The organism is Pseudidiomarina indica (assembly GCF_900104245.1).
Lineage (GTDB): Bacteria > Pseudomonadota > Gammaproteobacteria > Enterobacterales > Alteromonadaceae > Pseudidiomarina > Pseudidiomarina indica.
Genome location: NZ_FMXN01000011.1, coordinates 36,845 through 56,956, shown reverse-complemented (window position 1 = coordinate 56,956; position 20,112 = coordinate 36,845). Strand labels below are relative to the sequence as shown.

Annotated in this window: 14 protein-coding genes; 3 read left to right on the top strand and 11 right to left on the bottom strand. The window is 50.0% G+C overall.

The window, feature by feature from the left end; all coding sequences use genetic code 11:
* Window positions 1–81: 81 nt before the first annotated feature.
* The 6 genes from BLP64_RS08975 to BLP64_RS08950 are packed head-to-tail and all read right to left on the bottom strand — an operon-like array spanning window position 82 to window position 7,002.
* Complete coding sequence (locus BLP64_RS08975) at window positions 82–1,803, bottom strand: BatD family protein (RefSeq protein ID WP_092593728.1); 1,722 nt, start codon at window positions 1,801–1,803, stop codon at window positions 82–84.
* Window positions 1,803–3,617, bottom strand: coding sequence for a VWA domain-containing protein (locus BLP64_RS08970; protein WP_092593727.1), 1,815 nt, complete (start codon window positions 3,615–3,617; stop codon window positions 1,803–1,805). The genes BLP64_RS08975 and BLP64_RS08970 overlap by 1 nt, the downstream gene beginning before the upstream one ends.
* Complete coding sequence (locus tag BLP64_RS08965) at window positions 3,610–4,599, bottom strand: vWA domain-containing protein (RefSeq protein ID WP_092593726.1); 990 nt, start codon at window positions 4,597–4,599, stop codon at window positions 3,610–3,612. The genes BLP64_RS08970 and BLP64_RS08965 overlap by 8 nt, the downstream gene beginning before the upstream one ends.
* Window positions 4,592–5,065: a DUF4381 domain-containing protein gene (locus BLP64_RS08960; RefSeq protein ID WP_176754959.1), complete on the bottom strand. Its 474-nt coding sequence runs from the start codon at window positions 5,063–5,065 to the stop codon at window positions 4,592–4,594. The genes BLP64_RS08965 and BLP64_RS08960 overlap by 8 nt, the downstream gene beginning before the upstream one ends.
* The gene (locus tag BLP64_RS08955; RefSeq protein WP_176754958.1) at window positions 5,062–6,027 is read right to left on the bottom strand and encodes a DUF58 domain-containing protein; all 966 of its coding nucleotides are present in this window, start codon (window positions 6,025–6,027) and stop codon (window positions 5,062–5,064) included. The genes BLP64_RS08960 and BLP64_RS08955 overlap by 4 nt, the downstream gene beginning before the upstream one ends.
* An 18-nt stretch (window positions 6,028–6,045) precedes the next feature.
* Complete coding sequence (locus tag BLP64_RS08950) at window positions 6,046–7,002, bottom strand: AAA family ATPase (RefSeq protein WP_092593723.1); 957 nt, start codon at window positions 7,000–7,002, stop codon at window positions 6,046–6,048.
* A 172-nt stretch (window positions 7,003–7,174) separates the two neighbouring features.
* On the opposite strand from BLP64_RS08950, the gene fadI reads away from it, so the two are divergent.
* Window positions 7,175–8,485, top strand: a complete 1,311-nt coding sequence (fadI, locus tag BLP64_RS08945) for an acetyl-CoA C-acyltransferase FadI (RefSeq protein WP_092593722.1) — start codon at window positions 7,175–7,177, stop codon at window positions 8,483–8,485.
* Complete coding sequence (gene fadJ / locus BLP64_RS08940; protein ID WP_092593721.1) at window positions 8,485–10,608, top strand: fatty acid oxidation complex subunit alpha FadJ; 2,124 nt, start codon at window positions 8,485–8,487, stop codon at window positions 10,606–10,608. Before fadI ends, fadJ begins: the two co-directional genes overlap by 1 nt.
* Before the next feature lie 213 nt (window positions 10,609–10,821).
* Here fadJ and BLP64_RS08935 read toward each other — a convergent pair whose 3' ends face one another.
* The 5 genes from BLP64_RS08935 to nadK all read right to left on the bottom strand — a co-directional run bounded on the left by BLP64_RS08935 (window position 10,822) and on the right by nadK (window position 19,328).
* The gene (locus tag BLP64_RS08935; protein ID WP_176754957.1) at window positions 10,822–13,410 is read right to left on the bottom strand and encodes an EAL domain-containing protein; all 2,589 of its coding nucleotides are present in this window, start codon (window positions 13,408–13,410) and stop codon (window positions 10,822–10,824) included.
* A gap of 72 nt (window positions 13,411–13,482) precedes the next feature.
* A complete protein-coding gene (locus BLP64_RS08930) occupies window positions 13,483–16,239 on the bottom strand; it encodes an insulinase family protein (RefSeq protein ID WP_092593719.1) in 2,757 nt (918 codons plus the stop codon).
* 38 nt (window positions 16,240–16,277) lie between these two features.
* Window positions 16,278–16,631, bottom strand: coding sequence for an outer membrane protein assembly factor BamE (locus BLP64_RS08925; RefSeq protein ID WP_092593749.1), 354 nt, complete (start codon window positions 16,629–16,631; stop codon window positions 16,278–16,280).
* Window positions 16,632–16,680: 49 nt separating this feature from the next.
* A complete protein-coding gene (gene recN / locus BLP64_RS08920) occupies window positions 16,681–18,360 on the bottom strand; it encodes a DNA repair protein RecN (RefSeq protein ID WP_092593718.1) in 1,680 nt (559 codons plus the stop codon).
* A 77-nt stretch (window positions 18,361–18,437) separates the two neighbouring features.
* Window positions 18,438–19,328, bottom strand: a complete 891-nt coding sequence (gene nadK, locus BLP64_RS08915; protein ID WP_092593717.1) for an NAD(+) kinase — start codon at window positions 19,326–19,328, stop codon at window positions 18,438–18,440.
* Window positions 19,329–19,453: 125 nt separating this feature from the next.
* Between nadK and grpE the strand changes: the two genes are divergently transcribed.
* Complete coding sequence (gene grpE, locus BLP64_RS08910; RefSeq protein WP_092593716.1) at window positions 19,454–20,044, top strand: nucleotide exchange factor GrpE; 591 nt, start codon at window positions 19,454–19,456, stop codon at window positions 20,042–20,044.
* Window positions 20,045–20,112 lie beyond the last annotated feature (68 nt).

Sequence of the window (20,112 nt, the reverse complement as noted above, 5' to 3'; positions counted from 1 at the left end):
GAAAGCGTATCGTAAAAAGCCGAGTCAATGACTCGGCTTTTTTTATGGGCATCCCTTTTTTATGGGGTTCCTCCACATCCGTTATTGGGGGTAAAGCGGTTGTAAGCTTTGCTGGGTAGCGCGTGACCGGGGTTGCTGTCGTAACGCTGCGGTCAATGCTCGTAAGAGTGCTTTGCCTTCTAACCAAGGGCCAGCTGATTCTCCGTAACGGCATTGTTGAAGGTGTTCTAGCTGACTGGTGAGTGGCTCATACTGGAAATAATCTGCCAGTTCTAACAAGTCATCCATCCGCAACGTTAATGTGTTGCGACCCCATTGGCGCAAGGCATCTTCGCAAGATTTTGCATTGTTGGCCTTGGCTGCTTGTTGAATTTCTTGCAGCGAGGTCCCGCCCAGTAGATTGGGTTCCTGGGTTACGCTGAGCGGCGTTTGTCGCGTCCGGCGCCACAGCCAAACCAAAGCAATAAGTGTGAGCACCCACAACCCGCCAAACAGGAACATCAGCCAAGTGGCAAGGACTGATGTCGGCGTGGCTGACACTCCTTTCGCTCCCACGCCAACATCAAGCTCGTGGGGCAAGCTGTCGGCTGCGGTGTCGATACTCGGCTGAAGGTTTGGTGCAAGGTTAGGTAACGGCATACTGCCAGGCCCCACGTCGATAGTGATGGCATCTGTTTGTGCCAATTGCATTTTCCCTAAGCGCGTATTAAACCAAGGCACCGTGGCGCCTGGCAGAGTTAAGGTACCTTCAGTACGAGGAATCACGGCTAAGGTCTGACTGCGTTGGGCAATGACCTTACCATTGCGCACCGTACTCCCCAGCTCAGGTGCTTCGGGGTAAACCGATACTTGCTCCAAATCATCGAAAAAATTGAACTGGGGTAACTGTTCTGGACGAACCCCTAGAGCAGTTAACCGATAGGTGAGGGTAATGGGTTGGCCGACACTAATGGGAGCTTCCGGCTCTACCTGCTCCACGGTTAAAGTGACCAATTCAGCGGGTAACCAATGCCCCTGCCAATTTGACGGACGTGGTAACACCTCAATTTGCGTAGGGGGAGCTTTGGCGCTGACCGGCTGTGTATTCGCGATGGCAGAAAATAAGGAACGGGCCGCATCACGAGCAATTTGGCCATTAAATACAGGGCCTTCGATGGTGACAGTACCGGACCGTTGTGGGGTAATTAAATAGGTCCGCTGAAACACATGGTAACGTTTTCCATTGATGATTTCATAAGACTCTTCATCGGCTCCAAATTGCACCACATCGGCGTCCGCGGTGGTTGGGGCGGTTAAATTCCCACTATGAAGATTGGCGCTTAAATACAAACGAGAAATTAACTTAAACTGTTGTTGCACATACACTTGTTCGGTGTCGAGAATGGTGCGAATGAATGCTGGCCGTTGTTCAAGTGTGGCCTCGGCAGTTTGCGCATCAATGACTTCGAGTTCAATCGCGTTACTGGCGCTATCGTGAATCTTGATGGCTGGAATGCGGAAGGTTCCTACCGTTTCAGGAGCTTGCAGGTGAACCATAAACGAGGTCGAGCGGGTGGTCACCCCGTTAATGACACTCGTGCGTTTAGACGATGAGGTGCTCAGCACGAGGAAATCTTGTAACTGCTCGTGGATGTTGAGTGTGGCCTCGCTCACATCGTCGTCAACGGTGATCGTGAGAATAAAGGGTTCACCCTGAATGACTGGGTTTTTATCGACGCTGGCAATCACTTCAGGTGACTGTGCGGATATTGCTAGGCTGAACAACGCAATTCCGATCGTTGCGATGAATTTAATCAGTTTCATTACCACGATTTCTCAACTCCTGGCGGTAACGCGCTACGGCGTCTTTGCTGGGCCTCATAACGCATTTTGTTACGTAATAAAATTGCTGGGTCATCGTCAATACGATTTAACCATTGCTGCATTTGTTGCTGTAGCTCCTCACTGGCAGGATCACCGGCCTCATCAAGAGCGGTTTCCATGGGCTGTTCAGCTGTTTGGTGGACATCCTGTTCAGCATCAGCAGCTTCTTGTTCGTTGGCTTCTGCCGGTTCCTCATCTTCTGGAGCGGACGAAGAATCCGAGTTTTCTGTGTCATCACCAGGTTGCTGCTCTGCAGTGTCATCCCCCGATTCCCCTTCACCTGATTGATTCGGGTTGGCTGAATCTGACGGGGCCTGTTGCTCACCGCTTTGTTGCTGTTGCTCTTGCTCTTGTTGCTGCTGTTCAGCGAGTTCCTTCGCTAAGGCTAAATTCTCTTCTGCTTCAAGCCAATGGGGGCGACGGTTCAGAGCAGCTTGATAGGCTAAGACCGCATCGGCATAGCGTTCCAATTGCATCAGACTGTTGCCTTGATTATAGAAACCTTCGGCATTATCAACTTGGCTAAAATCGACAAAGGCTTGTTCGTAGCGGCCTGCTCGATAGTTGGCAGTACCACGCTGCCAGGCATCTTGTGCGATCGCAGCTGCGTGGTCATAAGCCCCCTCCGCAAGGGCTTGATCCGTTTGCTGGTATGGTGTTTGCCATAACTTCTGGTACCAACGTAAGGGTTGTGGCTGCTCCGCCTCTTGCGCATGCACGGCAAGAGGTTGAAGCAAAAAACCGACTGCTATGAGTGGCGCAAGACTAAATAAAACGCCCCGACGAGCAAGCGGAAGTAGCAATAGCAGCGCAATGGGAATCAGCCACGGCCCACGATCTAGCCATTGGTCGCCGCCTTGTAAGTGGGTCTCTGTGCCTTCCTCAACCAGTTGTCGAGCCGCAGCTAAATACTGGAGATCTTGTTGATCAGGGCGAATCAAGCTGTAATGGCCGCCACTGTGTTTGGCGAGTCTGGAAAGGCCATCAGGCTGCAAGGCAGGGATCACGATTTGCCCTGCTTGGTCACGCAGTAATCGACCATCCGGTAATTGAATGGGAGCCCCAGCAGGGGTTCCGACGGCGAGAATATTTAAGCGGTGCCGGGTGTTGTTGATAAACTGACTGATATCAAGTTGATCTCGCCCATCAATACCATCTGTAAACCAATAAATGTCACCTTGCGGGTAGCCCGTATCGGCCAGTAATTTGGCCGCCATTTCCAGCGCTCGCAGCGGATAACTGCCTGGCGTTGGCATAATATCAGGACTCAACGCACGGATGAGGTTGGTCAAATTCTGCCCATCAGGCGTGAGCGGGCTAATGACAAACGCATCACCGGCGTAGGCGATAAGGCCGATATCACCGTCTAAATATTGGGTCGCGAGGTCGGCTGCTTTAAAACGCATTTGGCCGAGCCGATTGGGACTTAAGTCAGTGCTATACATAGACATGGATAAATCCATGACAATCACGGAGCCGGTACGAGCTTGGAACACCGGTTGTGGCAATCGCTCCCACGCGGGGCCGGCTAACGCGATGGCGCTAACTGTTAATGCTAACCCCAGAAAAATGCTCGTTAGCCCATGGGTCGATGGTCGCTGTTCGGTGGTCAACAATACGGGTCGTAAGTGACGCGGAAGAACAGTTTCCCAACTATGTTGGCGTTGACGCGCGCGCCACAGCCACCAAGTGAGTAGCAAAATTGGTAGAATGGTTAGCAACCACCACGGGCGGATAAAATGAAACTCAGCCATGTTGCCTCCAGCTTTTCCAGGCTTGGATAAGGCCTGCAATCAGCATTAAACCCCATGCGATACCGAGGGGCCAAAAGAATAAAGCGGTTTGTGGACGCCGTAACTGGGCATCTCCCTGAACCGGTTCATAGGCATCAAGTTCGACGTAAATCTGTTCTAACTCTTCGGTGCTCCGTGCTCGGAAATAGGCGCCACCGGTTTCATCGGCTAATCGCCGTAAGAGGTTTTCATCAAGATCACGACTTGGATTCACCCGACGTTGGCCAAAAAAACCATCAATAATGACTTCTTCCGCGCCCACGCCAATCGTATAGATTTTAACATCATAATATTTCGCTAATTCAAGCGCTTGGAGAGGGTCGACGTTGCCTGCTGTATTTTGTCCGTCGGTGACTAGAACCAAAATTTTATTGGTTTGCGGACGATCCGCAAAACGCTTCACGGCTAAAGCAATGGCGTCCCCAATTGCGGTACGCTCACCAATTAAGCGTAATACCGTGTCATCCAGCATTTTTTGCACGGTCGAACGGTCAAAGGTCATGGGTGCTTGCACATAGGCGGTATCGGCGAACAGAATTAAGCCGATACGGTCGCCGTCACGCCGCTCAATAAAATCATGCATCACATGCTTCAGCATGGTGAGGCGATCGACCTGTTGCCCGGCAATCGCCATATCTGCAATCTCCATACTGCCTGAAAGGTCAACGGCAATCATCATCTCACGTGCTTCGTGATGAGCAACAATCGGTTCTCCTAACCACTGTGGGCGCATCAAGGCAAGCACCAACAAGCTCCAGATCGTGATGGCGAGTAAGGTCCAGCCCCAACTGCGCGACCCGACGACTGGTGTGTCGTTAAGAACTGCGGGTAACCGCGTGATGGTTAACGGGGTGTGCTGTTGTTGATAATGCCGACGGCGCCACCGATAAAGGAACGGAATGGGCCATAGTAATAAAGGCCACCACCAAGCAAACTCAATCATGGCCAGGCTCCGTCATATTAGGGTGACGCGGTGGCAGAGCCTGTTGTAGCCAGACTAAGGCAAACTCGCGATAAGGCTCGACCCAAGTTTGTTGCTGCGACTGCGGTTGATAGCTGATGGTGGCTAAGTTTTGTAGCAATGGCTGATAGGTTTGCCGTAGGGAGGGTGGCAATTGCTTGGCTAAAAACTCCCACCACACGCCCATGGCAGCGTGCGAGTGATACGCCAAGGCGGCTTGTTTGAGCAACAGGGTAATCTCGGTGACGCGCGTCGGGGCCTGTTGCTGGAGCTGTTGGATGGCAAGACGTCGAGGACGCAAGCGCAGGTAGCGACGAGCCCAGCCGATCATGGCGATCAGGCCTACGGTGATGGCGACCAGACCTAACAGGTACCAACCCGGGGCCAAGGGCCACCAATGTGCCGCTGGCGCCACCACGATATCATGAATGGGAGCTTGCAGGGTCATCGTAATATCTCTCCGGGCCATTGTAATTCAAGGGGCTGCGCGGCACTGAAGTGGCGCAAGTTCCCTCCCAGATTACGCCATTGCTGAATACGTGAATGTAACCACTCACTTTGTGCCGCGGCATAGTGCTCACGCTGTTGGACGTTCGCTGGGTTCATGGTGAGTTGTTGCTCACCATCGGTTAATTTGAGTTGCCCTGTGCCAGTGATGTGGGGCAGTTCTTGTTCCAGCGGATCACTAACAAAAAACGGAACCAATTGGCAATGGCGCTGCAGAGCCAACAAACTGCGCCACAACGCAGGGTCATCGGATTGCCAATCGCTGATCAGATAAATAATACTGCCGGGACGTGCAATGTGCTGCACCCGTGCAAGGGTATCGGCAAAGACATTTTGATGGTGACGCTGGTGTAGCCAATGGTTCACGGCTGCCTGTTGCTGTTCCACTAAATGGTGAATCACTTGCTGTGCGCCGTGCTCACGGTCCTGTGGTTTCACTTCAACATGACTGGCTTGGCTGCCAATCACAGCGCCGATACGATCCCCGCGAGCAACCGCCAACCAAGCAACCACCGCCGCAAGATGGCAGGCCTGCACCGATTTGAAGAGCAATTGGCTGCCAAACTGCATGCTATGACTTAAATCAACCGCGACAAAGACAGGGCGCTCTCGCTCCTCACGAAATAGTTTGGTGTGTGGCGTTCCGGTACGTGCGGTGACGCGCCAGTCGATGGTGCGAACATCATCCCCTGCTTGATAGTGACGGTACTCATCAAACTCCATTCCGCGCCCTTTAAAGCGACTGAGTAGGGCGCCACCCCGACCGGGTGGTGGGTGTAACCGGCGGAATCGTTGAAATGCTGCGACTTTACTACGGTAGTACATGAGCTCATGGCTTTGTACGTGGATACCGTTACTGCGCCAGGTATTCAACCATTGTTCAACTTCAGTGGCCGTTAACATGGAAGCGTCTATTTTCATTTACGGTGAGGGAACCAGTTGGAGCAATTGCGCCAGCACCTGATCGGTGTTGATGCCATCAGCCTCTGCTTGATAACTCAAAATAACGCGATGTCGTAAGACGTTGGCGTACACCGCATGGATGTCATCAGGGGTCACAAAATCACGCTGTTGCAACCATGCGCGTGCTCGAGCACAACGGTCAAGAGCGATGGTGGCACGAGGACTAGCACCGTAGCTCAGCCAGCGGGCCACGTCGGCGCTATAGAACTCCGGCTGACGGGTGGCCACGACCAATTGCACCAAGTAATTTTCCACCGCTTCGTCCATATAAATACTAAGTACTTCGCGGCGGGCTTGGAAAATGTCAGCTTGCCGCAATGGTTGGGGCATTTTTGCTTGTCCCGCCAGTTCTTCACCCCGAGTTAAGCGGAGAATATCGCGCTCAATTTCAGCATTCGGATAATCCAGATTTAAATGCATTAAGAAACGGTCGAGCTGAGCTTCAGGCAGCGGGTAAGTTCCTTCTTGCTCCAGCGGGTTTTGCGTGGCAAGTACCATGAATAACTCAGGCAACGGATAGGTTTTTTGTCCAACCGTAATTTGTCGCTCAGCCATGGCTTCGAGTAGAGCCGATTGCACTTTCGCCGGGGCGCGGTTGATTTCGTCCGCTAAAATAATGTGGTGGAAGAGTGGACCGGGTTGAAAGACAAACTCGCCAGTCTCTGGACGATAGATGTCTGTTCCGGTTAAGTCTGCCGGCAACAAGTCCGGCGTGAATTGGACGCGGTGAAATTCACCTTCAACTCCTTTAGCAAGCGCGTTAACGGCGCGGGTTTTTGCCAACCCTGGGGGGCCTTCTACTAATAAATGGCCATCGGCTAATAGGGCAATAAGGAGGCTTTCAGTGAAAGCAGGTTGCCCTAATACTTGACTATCGAGATACTCGCGTAGTGCTTGAAACTGTTCAGCTGCCATTAGATTCCTCTGCATCATCGTTAAACTTCTTTGATACGTGCGCGCTATGCTGTTCGCACTTTACCGAAAACAACGGTTTAATTCTTGCCCAAGACCCGCTAAAATTTGTAACTAATCATGAGGTCAGACCAGAGTAAGGAATGACCATAACAAAACAACAGAGGATAAATCTATGGCCGCACGTCAGAATTTGACTACTGCTGCAGGCGACCGGATTGCGATTGTGGCTGGTTTGCGCACACCTTTTGCCAAACAGGCGACGTATTTTCATGGTGTCCCTGCCTTGGATATGGGCAAGATGGTGGTGCAAGAGCTCATTAACCGCTATAGCCTAGACCCACGCGAAGTGGAGTTGTTAGTGTATGGCCAAGTGGTCCAAATGCCGAAAGCCCCGAACATTGCTCGGGAAATTGTCTTAGGCACAAACTTACCTGTTTCGACAGACGCATACAGTGTATCACGAGCCTGTGCAACGAGCTTCCAAACTACGGTGAACGTGGTGGAAAGCATGATGGCTGGCAATATCAGTGTCGGTATTGCCGGCGGCGCGGACTCGTCCTCAGTATTACCTATCGGGGTATCGCGACAGCTGGCCCATGCCTTGGTTGATCTTAATCGAGCGAAAACATTAGGCCAACGGTTAGCAATTTTCAAGCGCCTTCGATTAAAAGATCTGTTACCCGTGCCCCCAGCGATTGCTGAATACAGTACCGGTTTAACCATGGGGGATACGGCAGAGCAAATGGCGAAAACTCATGGGATTAGTCGCGCTGACCAAGATGCGCTGGCGCATCGTTCCCATACCCTAGCGCATGCTGCGTGGGAAGCTGGCCATTTAGACGCGGAAGTAATGACTGCCTATGCTGAGCCTTACCGAGATTTTCTCAAGCGCGATAATACGGTTCGTAGCAACTCCGATTTAGCCAGTTATAGCAAACTGCGACCGGTTTTTGATCGCAAGCATGGTACCGTGACAGCGGCCAATAGCACCGCGTTAACGGACGGCGCCAGTGCCATTTTATTAATGACAGAAAGCAAAGCCAAAGCTATGGGATATGACATCTTAGGTTATATCCGTAGTTACGCCTTTGCAGCCATCGATGTGTGGGAAGACATGTTGATGGGGCCTTCATATGCTACGCCACTGGCGCTCGATCGTGCCGGTTTAACGTTGAACGATTTAACTTTAATTGAAATGCATGAAGCCTTTGCGGCGCAAACTTTAGCCAACATGAAAATGTTTGCCAGCAAAAAGTTTGCGCAAGAGAAGCTCGGACGCAGTGAAGCGATTGGTGAAATTGATATGGATAAATTCAACGTCATGGGGGGCTCGCTGGCCTATGGTCATCCGTTTGCAGCGACGGGAACGCGGTTATTGACGCAAACGTTGAATGAATTAAAACGTCGTGGTGGCGGCATTGGCTTGACCACCGCGTGTGCCGCCGGTGGTTTAGGTGCAGCAATGATTGTGGAGACTGAATAATGACCGAACAACACGCTTTTACGCTCGAGTTACGAGATGATCAGATAGCGGTCATCCACATCAATGTCCCAGGTGAATCAATGAACACCTTGAAAGCGACCTTTGCTCATGAAGTGGCGCAGGTATTGCAGCAAATTGAGCAACAACGCGACTTAAAAGGGGTGGTCATCATCAGTGATAAGCCTGGTTCATTCGTGGCTGGTGCAGATATTGGCATGATTGCCGCATGTGAAAACGCCGCAGATGCAGAAAGTTTAGCACGTCAAGGTCAGGCCATGTTTGACCGCATCGAAGCTCTGAAAATCCCAGTGGTTGCGGCCATTGATGGCGCCTGTTTAGGCGGTGGATTGGAATTGGCGTTGGCCTGTCATTACCGGGTGGCGACTGATAATTCGCGCACCGTCATTGGGCTGCCTGAAGTGCAATTAGGGCTGTTGCCTGGCTCAGGGGGAACCCAACGTTTGCCGCGTTTGATTGGCATTCAAAAGGCGTTGCCATTGATTCTGACCGGGAAGCAGTTACGTGCGAAACAAGCCAAAAAATTAGGCATTGTTGATGATGTTGTGCCAGCGACTATTTTGCTGGAAGCAGCGGTGAAACTGGCCCTCACAGGAAAAGCCAAAGTTCGTAAAGCGAAACTGCCGTGGTTCCATCGCTTGTTAGAAGGAACCGCCGTTGGGCGCGGCATTATTTTCTCCAAAGCGCGTGAGCAAGCACAGGCGAAAGCGCTCAATAACTATCCAGCGTTGGATCATATTATTGATACTGTTTCCCATGGCGCTGACAAAGGCTTCCAAGCTGGCTGTGAACGTGAAGCACGGTCGTTTGGTGAATTAGCCATGACACCAGAGTCGAAGCAATTGCGGAATATTTTCTTTGCTACCACCGAAATGAAGAAAGAAACCGGGGCCGGCGAGACAAAACCGCGCACAGTGAAGCAAGTGGGGATTCTTGGCGGTGGGTTAATGGGGGGCGGCATTGCCTATGTCACCGCTAGCAAAGCAGGAATTCCGGCACGAATTAAAGATATTCGTGAAGAGGGCATTGTGCATGCGTTGCGCTATAGCTACGACCTGTTGAATAAAAAGGTTAAGCGGAAGCATATGGCGCGTGCAGAATTGGAAGCCACCATGCTGCATTTGAGTGGCACCCTGGATTACAGTGGTTTCGCAGGAACCGATGTGGTCATTGAAGCTGTCTTTGAAGATTTGGCGTTGAAACAGCAAATGGTTGCCGAAATCGAAGCTGTTACGGGGCCGAATACGATTTTCGCAAGTAATACGTCAAGCTTACCCATCACTCAAATTGCCGCACAGGCGCAGCGACCTGAAAATGTCATTGGCTTACATTACTTTTCGCCGGTCGACAAAATGCCTTTGGCTGAAATCATTACTCATCCCGGCACTACAGATGAAACCATTGCCACCACCGTGGCTTTGGCAAAACGGCAAGGGAAGACCCCGATTGTAGTCAAAGACGGTGCTGGGTTTTATGTGAACCGGATTTTAGCTCCTTACATGAACGAGGCGGCACGGTTGGTGTTAGCGGGGGAGCCGATTGATCGCATTGATCAGGCGCTGGTGCAATTTGGGTTCCCCGTGGGGCCGATCAAGTTAATGGACGAAGTTGGCATCGATGTGGCTGCGAAAGTCGCCCCTATTTTAGCTGCCGAACTTGGTGACCGTTTCCAAGCTCCAGCTGCCTTCGAAAAGCTGATGAAGGACGATCGGCGCGGTAAGAAAAATAAGAAAGGTTTTTATACTTACCAAGGTAAAAAAGCAGGCAAGGCGGTGGATGAAAGTATCTATTCACTCCTCGGGCTGACACCATCCGCGCAGCTGGCAGACAATGAACTGGTGCAGCGGACGGTGCTGCTTATGTTGAACGAAGCCGCCTATTGCCTTGATGAAGGGGTGATTCGCAATGCTCGCGATGGCGACATCGGCGCGATTTTTGGCATTGGTTTCCCGCCCTTCCTTGGGGGCCCATTCCGTTATATGGATGCGTTAGGCCTCGGCACTGTGGTCGAACGTTTACAGCAATACCAAAATTCTTTGGGTGAACGATACACGCCAGCACCATTATTGGTTAAAATGGCAACAAATAACGAGCGCTTTTATTAAGCGCTCGTGATGTTTCAGTGAATCGTTAAACTGGGGGCTTTATGTGGATTGCGCTGTGTTATGTGGTAACTGCGCTGGTGTTATATTGTTCGGCACTTTCCCATGCCATGGGGGCGAAGCGGTGGGGTGTTTTAGGGTTGTGCTTCGGCCCCTTCATTGTACCGCTCTTTTTTATCCATAAGCGGTTACAATGGCTCAAAGCTCAAGGGACCACTAATGTATCAGTGCTGGTGCGTTAAGCTGTTCTAATAAAGCATCACTGCTCAGCGGTTTGGCAAATAAATATCCCTGCGCATATTCACAGTTCAAGCGGCTCAACGTGGCCGCTTGGTCGTGATTCACCACCCCCTCAGCCACTACATTTAAGCCAAGGTTGTGAGCCATGGCAACAATGGACGCAACCATATTCCGATCGCGTTCCGCAGCATTGATATCATCAACAAAGGTTTTATCAATTTTGAGGGTCTGAATCGGGAAGCGTTTCAAGTAGGCTAGGGACGAGTAGCCGGTGCCGAAGTCATCCAATGCTAATTGAATACCATGTTGATTTAACTCGGTCATAATCGTGATGGCGTGCTCTGGATCATCCATCACGACACCTTCGGTAATTTCTAGCTCAAGTGCGTGAGGAGATACTTGCTCTTCCGCTAGAATAGTGAGAATGCGCTGCGTTAAATCAGGTTGTAAAAACTGTTTCGCCGATAAATTTACGGCCACCCGACCTAACTCGTGCCCTTGCTCTAGCCAATGGCGCATATCACGACAGGTTTGGCGCAGTACTTGCTCTCCCATTTCAATAATGAGTCCAGTTTCTTCTGCCAATGGAATAAATTCGATGGGGCTCATCATGCCAACCCCAGGGATTTGTAATCGAGCAAGGGCTTCAACCCCAACATAGTTAAAGTTCGTTAACGAGACTTTGGGTTGATAAACCACGCGCAAATGATTATTCCGCAGGGCCTGGCGGAGTTGATTCTCAACTTGCAACCGACGGACCGCATTGCGGTTCATGGATTCATTAAAAAATTGATAATTGTGACCGCCTTTACTTTTAGCGTGATACATGGCGATGTCAGCGTTTTGCAGCAATTCCTGTGAAGACTGACCATCGTTGGGGTAAACCACCACGCCCATGGAGGCGCCCATGACAATATCATGCTGAAGAATATGGAAAGATTGACTTAGGTGGTCTAACAGCTTGGCCGCTATTTCTGTGATGACATTCACATCGCTGGTATTCTCCAATAGCAGCACGAATTCATCGCCTCCCACCCGGTATAGGGTGTCGTGAATGCGGCCTAATTCCAAAATACGCTCGGCCACTTGGGTGAGTAATTGATCACCAACATCATGCCCTAAGGAGTCATTAATCTTTTTGAAATCATCCAAGTCGAGCAATAGCAGTGCATGTTGCACGCGCTTGCGGACTAAGTTGGCGTGACTCACCTGAAAATACGAGCGGTTCGGTAAGCCGGTGAGCGTATCGGTATTGGCGAGTCGACGTAACTCTCGTTCACTTTGTTTGCGTTCGGTGATATCTGAAAATGTGGCAACGTAGTGAGAGATATGGCCCACATCATCGCGAATCGCGTCAACGGTCAATTCAATTTGATAAAAACTGCCGTCTTTCCGCACATCTTCCACTTCGCCATGCCAAACCCCATATTGCCCCAGCTGACGTTTTATTTGTTCAAGGAACTCGGGGCTATAAACCTCTAATTGCATGGGGCGCCCAATCACATCGCTCCGCGCAAACCCAGTGATGCGGCTGTACGATGCGTTGGTTTCAATGACGTTGAACTCCGCGTCATAAATACAGACACCGTCCGAGATATTGGTGATGGATGCCGCTAACATTTTGAGGCGTTCTTCTGCTTCAACCAAGGGGGTAATATCTTTCAGGGTTCCGGTCATGCGTAATGGACGCTGTTGTGCATCCCGCTCCACCACCTTGCCGCGGTCTAAGATAGAAAGCCAACCGTGCTCCGTTTTCACGCGGTAGGTAACTTCAAAAAACTGGCTATGACCATCCAAATGTTCACGGAGTTTTTGCTGGACAACGGGCAAATCCATCGGATGAATATTGCTGCTATCTGCTGCGGCTTTGACCCGAATACAATCGATAGGAAATGCTTCTAGTTCATGCCAACTATTATGACGATGGATGGTTTCCTGTGGGATATCCCAGTCCCAAAGCTGATCGCCACTGCCCCATAAACTGAGTTTTAAGCGCTCCTCACTTTCACGGAGTTGCTGAATGGCACGGTGACGGGTTCGCAACACAAAGCCACCCGCGGCTAACAATGCAAGCAGCGGCACTGCATAGAAAGCTTTGGCCCATGGGGAGAGCCAGAAAGGCGTTGCGACCTCAACGGCTAGCTGCCGGTGACCTTGCCACGTTTGACCATCGTAGGAGGCCTGTACATTGAATTGATAACGACCATGGTCAAGATTGGTGTAGGTGGCGCGGCGATATTGGCTGTCGGTATATACCCAATTTTGGTCAAAGCCATCCAAGCGATAGCGATATTGCAAGGTCAACGCACGCGGTGCGTAGGGAGCACCAAACTCGATGCTGAGCGGATGATGGGCTCGCTTCAAGTAAAGCGTCTCTGTATTGTATAGCTGTGGGCGGTTACGAGGGTCGAGTTGTTGTGCATCGACCCGTTCGTTGGCGACACGCAAGCTTATCAGCTCGACTTGCCAGTCGTCTTGAGCGATAGCCTGATATGAAAAACAGGAAATGATAACCAATAATAGAAAGCGTTTTGTTGTCAATAACAACAACTTTAGACGTCCCACGCTCATCCCCAAATTGTGACCGTTTGATGTACGGTTCTTGTTATGAATAAGTTGTGTAGCACGTTAAACAATTTATGGCGGAGTGTCAAAGCGAGTTGGCTTGGCACAGAGCACGATGCGATTTTCTTTGGTTTCGATGAGTTGCTGGGTGTGCTGCTTAAACACGTCAAGTGACATTTGCTCAAGCGCCTCAGCGATACGATTTAACCGCGAAAAATCATGATCTTGTTGCGTGATGGCGCTCCATAAGCGCTGGCTGCGTGAGCGTAAACTGGTGTCATTATCGGTTAGTTGACGGATAAGAGATTTTCGAACTTGCTCAAACTCCGTTGGCTGAATATCGTCCAGCACGTCAGCAATATCGAGGAAAAAATCATCGATTGCTTGATGTAAATGATGATGATCGACCCGAGAGGATTGCACATAAAAAAGCAAATGGGGAATTTGCTGCATCGGTAAATAGGTGGTGCCAACTAAATAGCCTAATTGCTGTTCGGTACGCAGTTGAGCGAAAAAACGAGGCTGAATCAGTTGGTTGATTAACATAAACAGCCCTTGTTGGCTGACCTCGGTCTGCCAGGCTTGTAGCACCACAATCACGGCGTGATCCGGATGTTGGGTGGCCACCAATGATTCATGATCTAAATCAGTGAGTAATGACGGCATTAAATCAATGTCAGGAAGCGAACGGTTTAGCTCGAGCCATTGGTCAAGTTGCTGAAAAATAGGGGAGAGTTGATCCAACTGAATATCCCCATGAGCAAACAGTTGTACCTGCGCTGGCTCAAACAAAGCGGTGCTATCTTCGCAAAACTGACGGTAGCTTATTTTCTCTAATTCTGCGGCGAGCTGGATGACCGAATAAGTATGGGGTTGTAACTGAACGTTCAACTGTGAAAATAGAAAGTTCAATGGTTTATGCAGGAGTGCTTGCCGCCAACTGGTGATGAGTCGTTGTTTTAAGTCGTGCCAACGCTGTGAAGAATAGGTCGGTTGCTGCAACACCGTTAAAATCGTTTGTGCCAGCTGTGGCACCGCGTAGGCTGGCCCAGTGATATGTAAGGTCATGCCCTGCTGTTGCGGGTAGAGGTTGAAGTTCAAACCAGCAATTTCAGCGTCATAGCATTCCTCATTGAGTCTATCCAACATTAATTCACACCAGAGCCGGGCCAACGCAAAACTGGTGGAATTGGCGATTACTTGCGGCAACTGCAGGCCAATGTAGAGATGCGCTTTGGGCTGCTTGAATTCAATATCATATAGGTGCCAACAGGTGAGTGCCGGCAGTATTTGATGCCGCACGGGTTGTGCTGCGGGGCAATCAGGGTAGGGCTGAAACTCTAGCGGATGCTGCAAGTACGGATTTGGCAGTGGCAATTTGGCTGAACTGGGTGGTGGCGCTAGGAAACGTTTGAGCTGATCGGGATGCAATGGATGAATCGCATAATCACTGCCATAAATGGGCTCTCGCAGCTCGGTTGGAACATTTTTATGAATGAGCGTGACTCGCATGTTTTCTGGATGCATGCAGTCAAGAAACTGTTCCACTTTGGGGCAATATAAACCGTCCATGCGGTAATCGCCGAAAATGACGTCTTCTGCCAAGTAATGTTGTAGATTGACTGCCAGTTGTGGGGCTAAATCGCTTGCCCGAGGAGGCTCTTGGAAGTTAAACGCATTGATGATGCTAATGCGTCGTTCATGGTAACGCCACTCATCAATTCCTTGTTCGCGGATCAGTTGAATAAAACTAAACACCTCGGTGATGATGTCGTCACAATACTGCATGCCCTGTTCGGTCAACTGCATATTAATATTAAAGTCTTTAAAGTTGCTGCCACTAATGCCGCCCCCAGCAGACAATGAATTAATCCAGTGTTTATCACGTAATACACTGAAGAGGCTATGGGGTCCTTCATAACCGATCAGATGGGCGAGGTAACTGGTGGTCTTGTTGGCATAATCGTCATTAATCCCGGGCAACGCAAACGTCACGATCAGGCGCCGTGCGTCTTTTAACGGTTTCATGTAAATCTGCACCCCGAGCTGCTCGGGCAAGTAAAGCGGTTCATCAACATGCCAAATATCCGCACAGCCACTGCGGATGGGCGAAGCATGGTGTCTGGCCAATGCGGCTAACTCATCTAAAGATTGTGGCCCGAGCAAGACACAGGTCATCCGTCGAGCACAGTACCAGCGTTCAAAAAACTGTCGTAGCTGTTGTCGCAATGTGGCCTCAGGCCGATCGATCAAGGTGGTGAGGTTGCCCACCGAGAAATTGCTAAATGGATGCTTCGGGTTCGCCGTTGCTTTATGCACCTGATACAAACGGCGTAACTCGTCTTGGCGTTTTAATTGAAACTCGGATTCGATGGACTGTAATTCTTTTTCAATCCATTGGGGTGCGAATAGGGGCTCGTAGAAAAAGCGCATGAAGCGATCTAAGGCAGCCGAAAAATGATTGGCATCAACGGTAAAATAATAATTACTGTACTCGGTGCCCGTCCAAGCATTATGACTGCCACCATGAGCGCTAATGAATTTTTGATAGCCATTGGGGTCGGGATACTGTTCGGTGCCTAAGAACAACATGTGCTCGAGCAAATGTGCAAGACCTTGCGCATTATGAGGATCATGGAAATGCCCAGCCGCAATAGAGACCGCGGCGCTGGCCTGCGGTGCTTGGGCTTCATGCACCAGTACGCACCGCATTCCATTATCGAGCTCTATAATTCGATAGTTGCGTTTGTCGGTCGGACTTTTGGTAATCTCGTGGTCGTCAAGAATTACCCGTTCCGCTGTTTTGACTCCTGCTCGGTCAGTCGTCATCACGCTCCTTAAAACGGAAGATGACTCATTAGAACGGTTTATTGCTCTAATGGAATATCGAAGTTTTCTGGTCGGTCAAAGGTTCCTTCGTAGGCTTTCAACCGATCATTTTCAAAGGTTAACTTCACTTTGTTTTGGTAATTATTACTACGACTGCGTCCTGAGTTATAGTCAAACACATAAAACCAGACATCATCGTCAAACACGTTTTCAGCAACGGGTTTTCCAATGACGTAGACCACTTGTTCTTTCGTCATACCAACACGCAGTTGGTCAATATCACGTTGTTCTAAAAAGTTACCTTGGGGCACATCAATTCGATAGACCCAATTTTCAAAGACAGAACACCCGCTTAAGATCACGACACTACTTAAAATGACAAGAGCTTTCATAATACCTGCTGCTAATTTTTGAATCTGTTGCCGATGATAAACAAACCACCTAACCAACCGCAAGTAATTCAGCCGCATTTGCTTTGGTTGCTGCGGTGATTTCATCACCACCGAGCAATCGGGCCAGCTCAATGATACGTTCGTTATTATCGAGATGGGTCATGACGGTTTCAGTATTATCTCCCTCAATCACTTTATCGACACGTAACTGCTGATGCGCTTTGGCGGCTACTTGTGGTAAGTGTGTGACACAAATAACTTGATTTGATTCCCCTAATTGCCGTAATAATTTTCCAACGGTTGCTGCGGTTGCACCACTGACCCCAACATCCACTTCATCAAACATGAGGGTTGGGGTGATCATTTGAGTTGCGGTAATGACTTGGATAGCTAAACTAATTCGTGATAATTCACCGCCTGAAGCAATCTTCGCTAATGCTTGCAAAGGTTGGCCAGGGTTGGTGGTGACCATAAAGCTCACCAGATCGGTGCCCAATCGAGTTGCCGGAGCTTGCCCTTGATGCGTCACCTCAATCACAAATCGACCATGGGGCATGTTCAGCTGTTGCATGCTTGCCGCAATTCGTTGACCTAGCTCAGTGGCTGCTTCCAAGCGACTTTCGGAGAGTGCTTTAGCAGCGCGACGATAGCGTTCGGCGGCTTGTTCAACCTCGGTATCAATGGTGTCTGCGGCTGCCTGATTTTCTTTTAAGGCATGCAGCTCAGTCAGGAGTTGTTGGTGATGCTCGTACAACTGCTGGGGAGCAAGTTGGTGCTTTCGTGCTAACTGCAGAGCTTGTGTCATACGAGCTTCAGTGAGAAGCAACTGTTCATCATCCAGTTCAATGGCATCTTGGTAACGCCGTAGTTCCCGTGCGGCTTCTTCAACTTGTACGCTGGCCTCGCTTAATAACCGAACCGTTTCGGTCAACCCAGGGTCGGTATCTAGCTGTTGTTCTAATCGAGATAACGCACTTTGTAACAGGCTATAAGCGTTGTTATGTTCACCTTCAAAAATAGCATTGAGCGCAAAGGCTGAATCTTCGAGCAGCGCAGCACTATTCGCGAGCCGCTTATGATCATTTTCTAATAGCTCAAATTCTCCTTCAGCAAGAGCAAACTCATTCAGCTCTGCTACTTGGTAGTTCAGCAATTGCAGCCGCGCTTCGGTTTCTGCTTGGTGCTGCTGGAGTTGCTTTTGACGCTGCCGCAATTGATACCAATGCTGGTAAGCTTGGCTGACATCCGCCAGTAGATGCTGGTGGCGGGCATAAGCATCCAGTAGTTGAACTTGGTGCTCGGGGCGGGTTAGCAGTTGATGCTCATGTTGACCGTGGATATTCACCAGTAAGGGGGCTAGCTGTTTCAATTGCGCCGCAGTGACCGGTGTTCCATTAATCCATGCTTTGGAACGACCTTCACGGGTAATGACTCGGCGTAACACACAGGTGTTCGGCTCTTCAGTATCAACGAGCTCTTCGCCGGCTAACCACTGAGCGGCTGGGCTGTTCGGATCGTCACACTGAAACGTCGCTGTGACCTCGGCTTTGTCATTATCAGCGCGGATTAAATCGACATCAGCACGGTTGCCAAGACACAACCCAAGGGCATCCAAGGCAATGGATTTACCTGCGCCCGTTTCCCCGGTAATGGCGGTCATACCCGCACGAAAATCAATATTGAGTTGACGAACGACAGCTAAGTTTCGAATTTGCAAATGAATAAGCATGAGCGACCTCGCATACTGTGTTTGTATACAGTAGTTATACAGTATTTATACAGTAATGCAAGATGGCAATTAAAAAATTAAAACAGGCGGCTGCCCCAACCGAGTTTGTTCCGCAATACACGGTAGTAACTATGATCTTGTGGGTGCACTAAGCACAGTCGCTGCGGGTGTTGCTGAATGACAACTTCGTCGCCTGGTTGTACCGTCATACGGACATGACCATCGCAGCTGATTTGTAAGCTACTGGCATTGGCAGTGGCAGCGCGTAAACAAATGACGCTCGAGCCATCGACCACCACCGGGCGACTGCTCAAAGTGTGAGGAAACATTGGCACCATGGCGATGGCTTCTAAGCCTGGCGTTAAAATCGGGCCACCGCCTGATAGCGAATATGCAGTGGAACCTGTGGGCGTGCTAATAATCAAGCCATCCGAGCGTTGGGAATAGACGAATTCATCATTGACGAACACCTCAAATTCAATCATGTGCGCCACTTTATCGGAGTGGAGGACCACTTCGTTAATAGCGCGCCCAATACTTTGAGAGTTGCCTTGGTGAAAAACCTCGGCTTGCAATAAGAACCGCCGTTCAATTTGATAGTGACCCTGCAAAACGGGTAATAATTGCTCCATCACAAGGTCGGGGTCTAAATCGGTGAGGAACCCCAGGTTGCCCCGATTCACGCCAATCACCGCAATTTGAGCTTCACAAAGAATTCGTGCGGCCCCCAGCATGTTGCCATCACCACCTACGACCACAGCCAGATCCGCCACCTCACCGAGTTCATGCAGATCAACCACGGTTGCTTGTGTCTGGCGAAGCTGTTCAGCCGTTCGAGTTTCAATGAAAACCTGATAACCACGAGCCAGTAATTGGTGTTCAAGATTTTTCAAGGTTGTGCGTGTTGCTTCGTGGTTAACCTTGCCCAGCAAGGCGATACGTTGGAATGCTGGGTGTTGTACTGTCATATATTTTTCCTTTTTTTGGGCTGATGACTTGAATCACCACCAGCCGACCCCATAACTGGCAACAGCATAGTTATATCACAACACATTCGTGTTCATTAGTGAATTTCAACCAAGAGTAAGTGACGATGACCAAAGACAATTCAACCCCGCCAATGGAAGAGCAGCAACCGCAAGCAACTGTGGAGCCACAAGTTGACGCCACCAGCGCAGCAGCAGAACAGCCGGTCATGGATTCGGCGGAGCAGCGTATCGGTGAACTTGAGTTAGCTCTGAGTCAAGCGGAACAACGGGTAGAAGAGGCGAACGATCGGACCATTCGCGCTGTGGCAGAAATGGAAAATGTGCGTCGCCGCGCCGCTCAAGATGTAGAAAAAGCCCACAAATTTGCGTTGGAGAAATTTGCTCATGAGCTGCTCACAACAGTGGATAACTTGGAGCGTGCGTTAGAGGTTGCGCAGCAAGCCGAAGAGATGAATCAAGCCTTTTTGGAAGGAATTGAATTAACTCACAAAAACCTTCTCAGTACGTTGAGTAAGTTTGGTGTTGAGCCGGTCGGTGAAGTGGGCGACGTGTTTAATCCTGAGTTGCATGAAGCAATGGCCATGCAGCCGTCCACAGAACAGGAAAACAATACCTTACTCGCAGTGATGCAGAAAGGGTACACCTTAAGCGGTCGCTTATTGCGCCCAGCAATGGTAATGGTCGTAAAAAATTAGGAATAACCACACAAGGGGTGTTGAAAAGCCAAAAATCCACCCCATATTTGTGTTAACACACAGTTTTT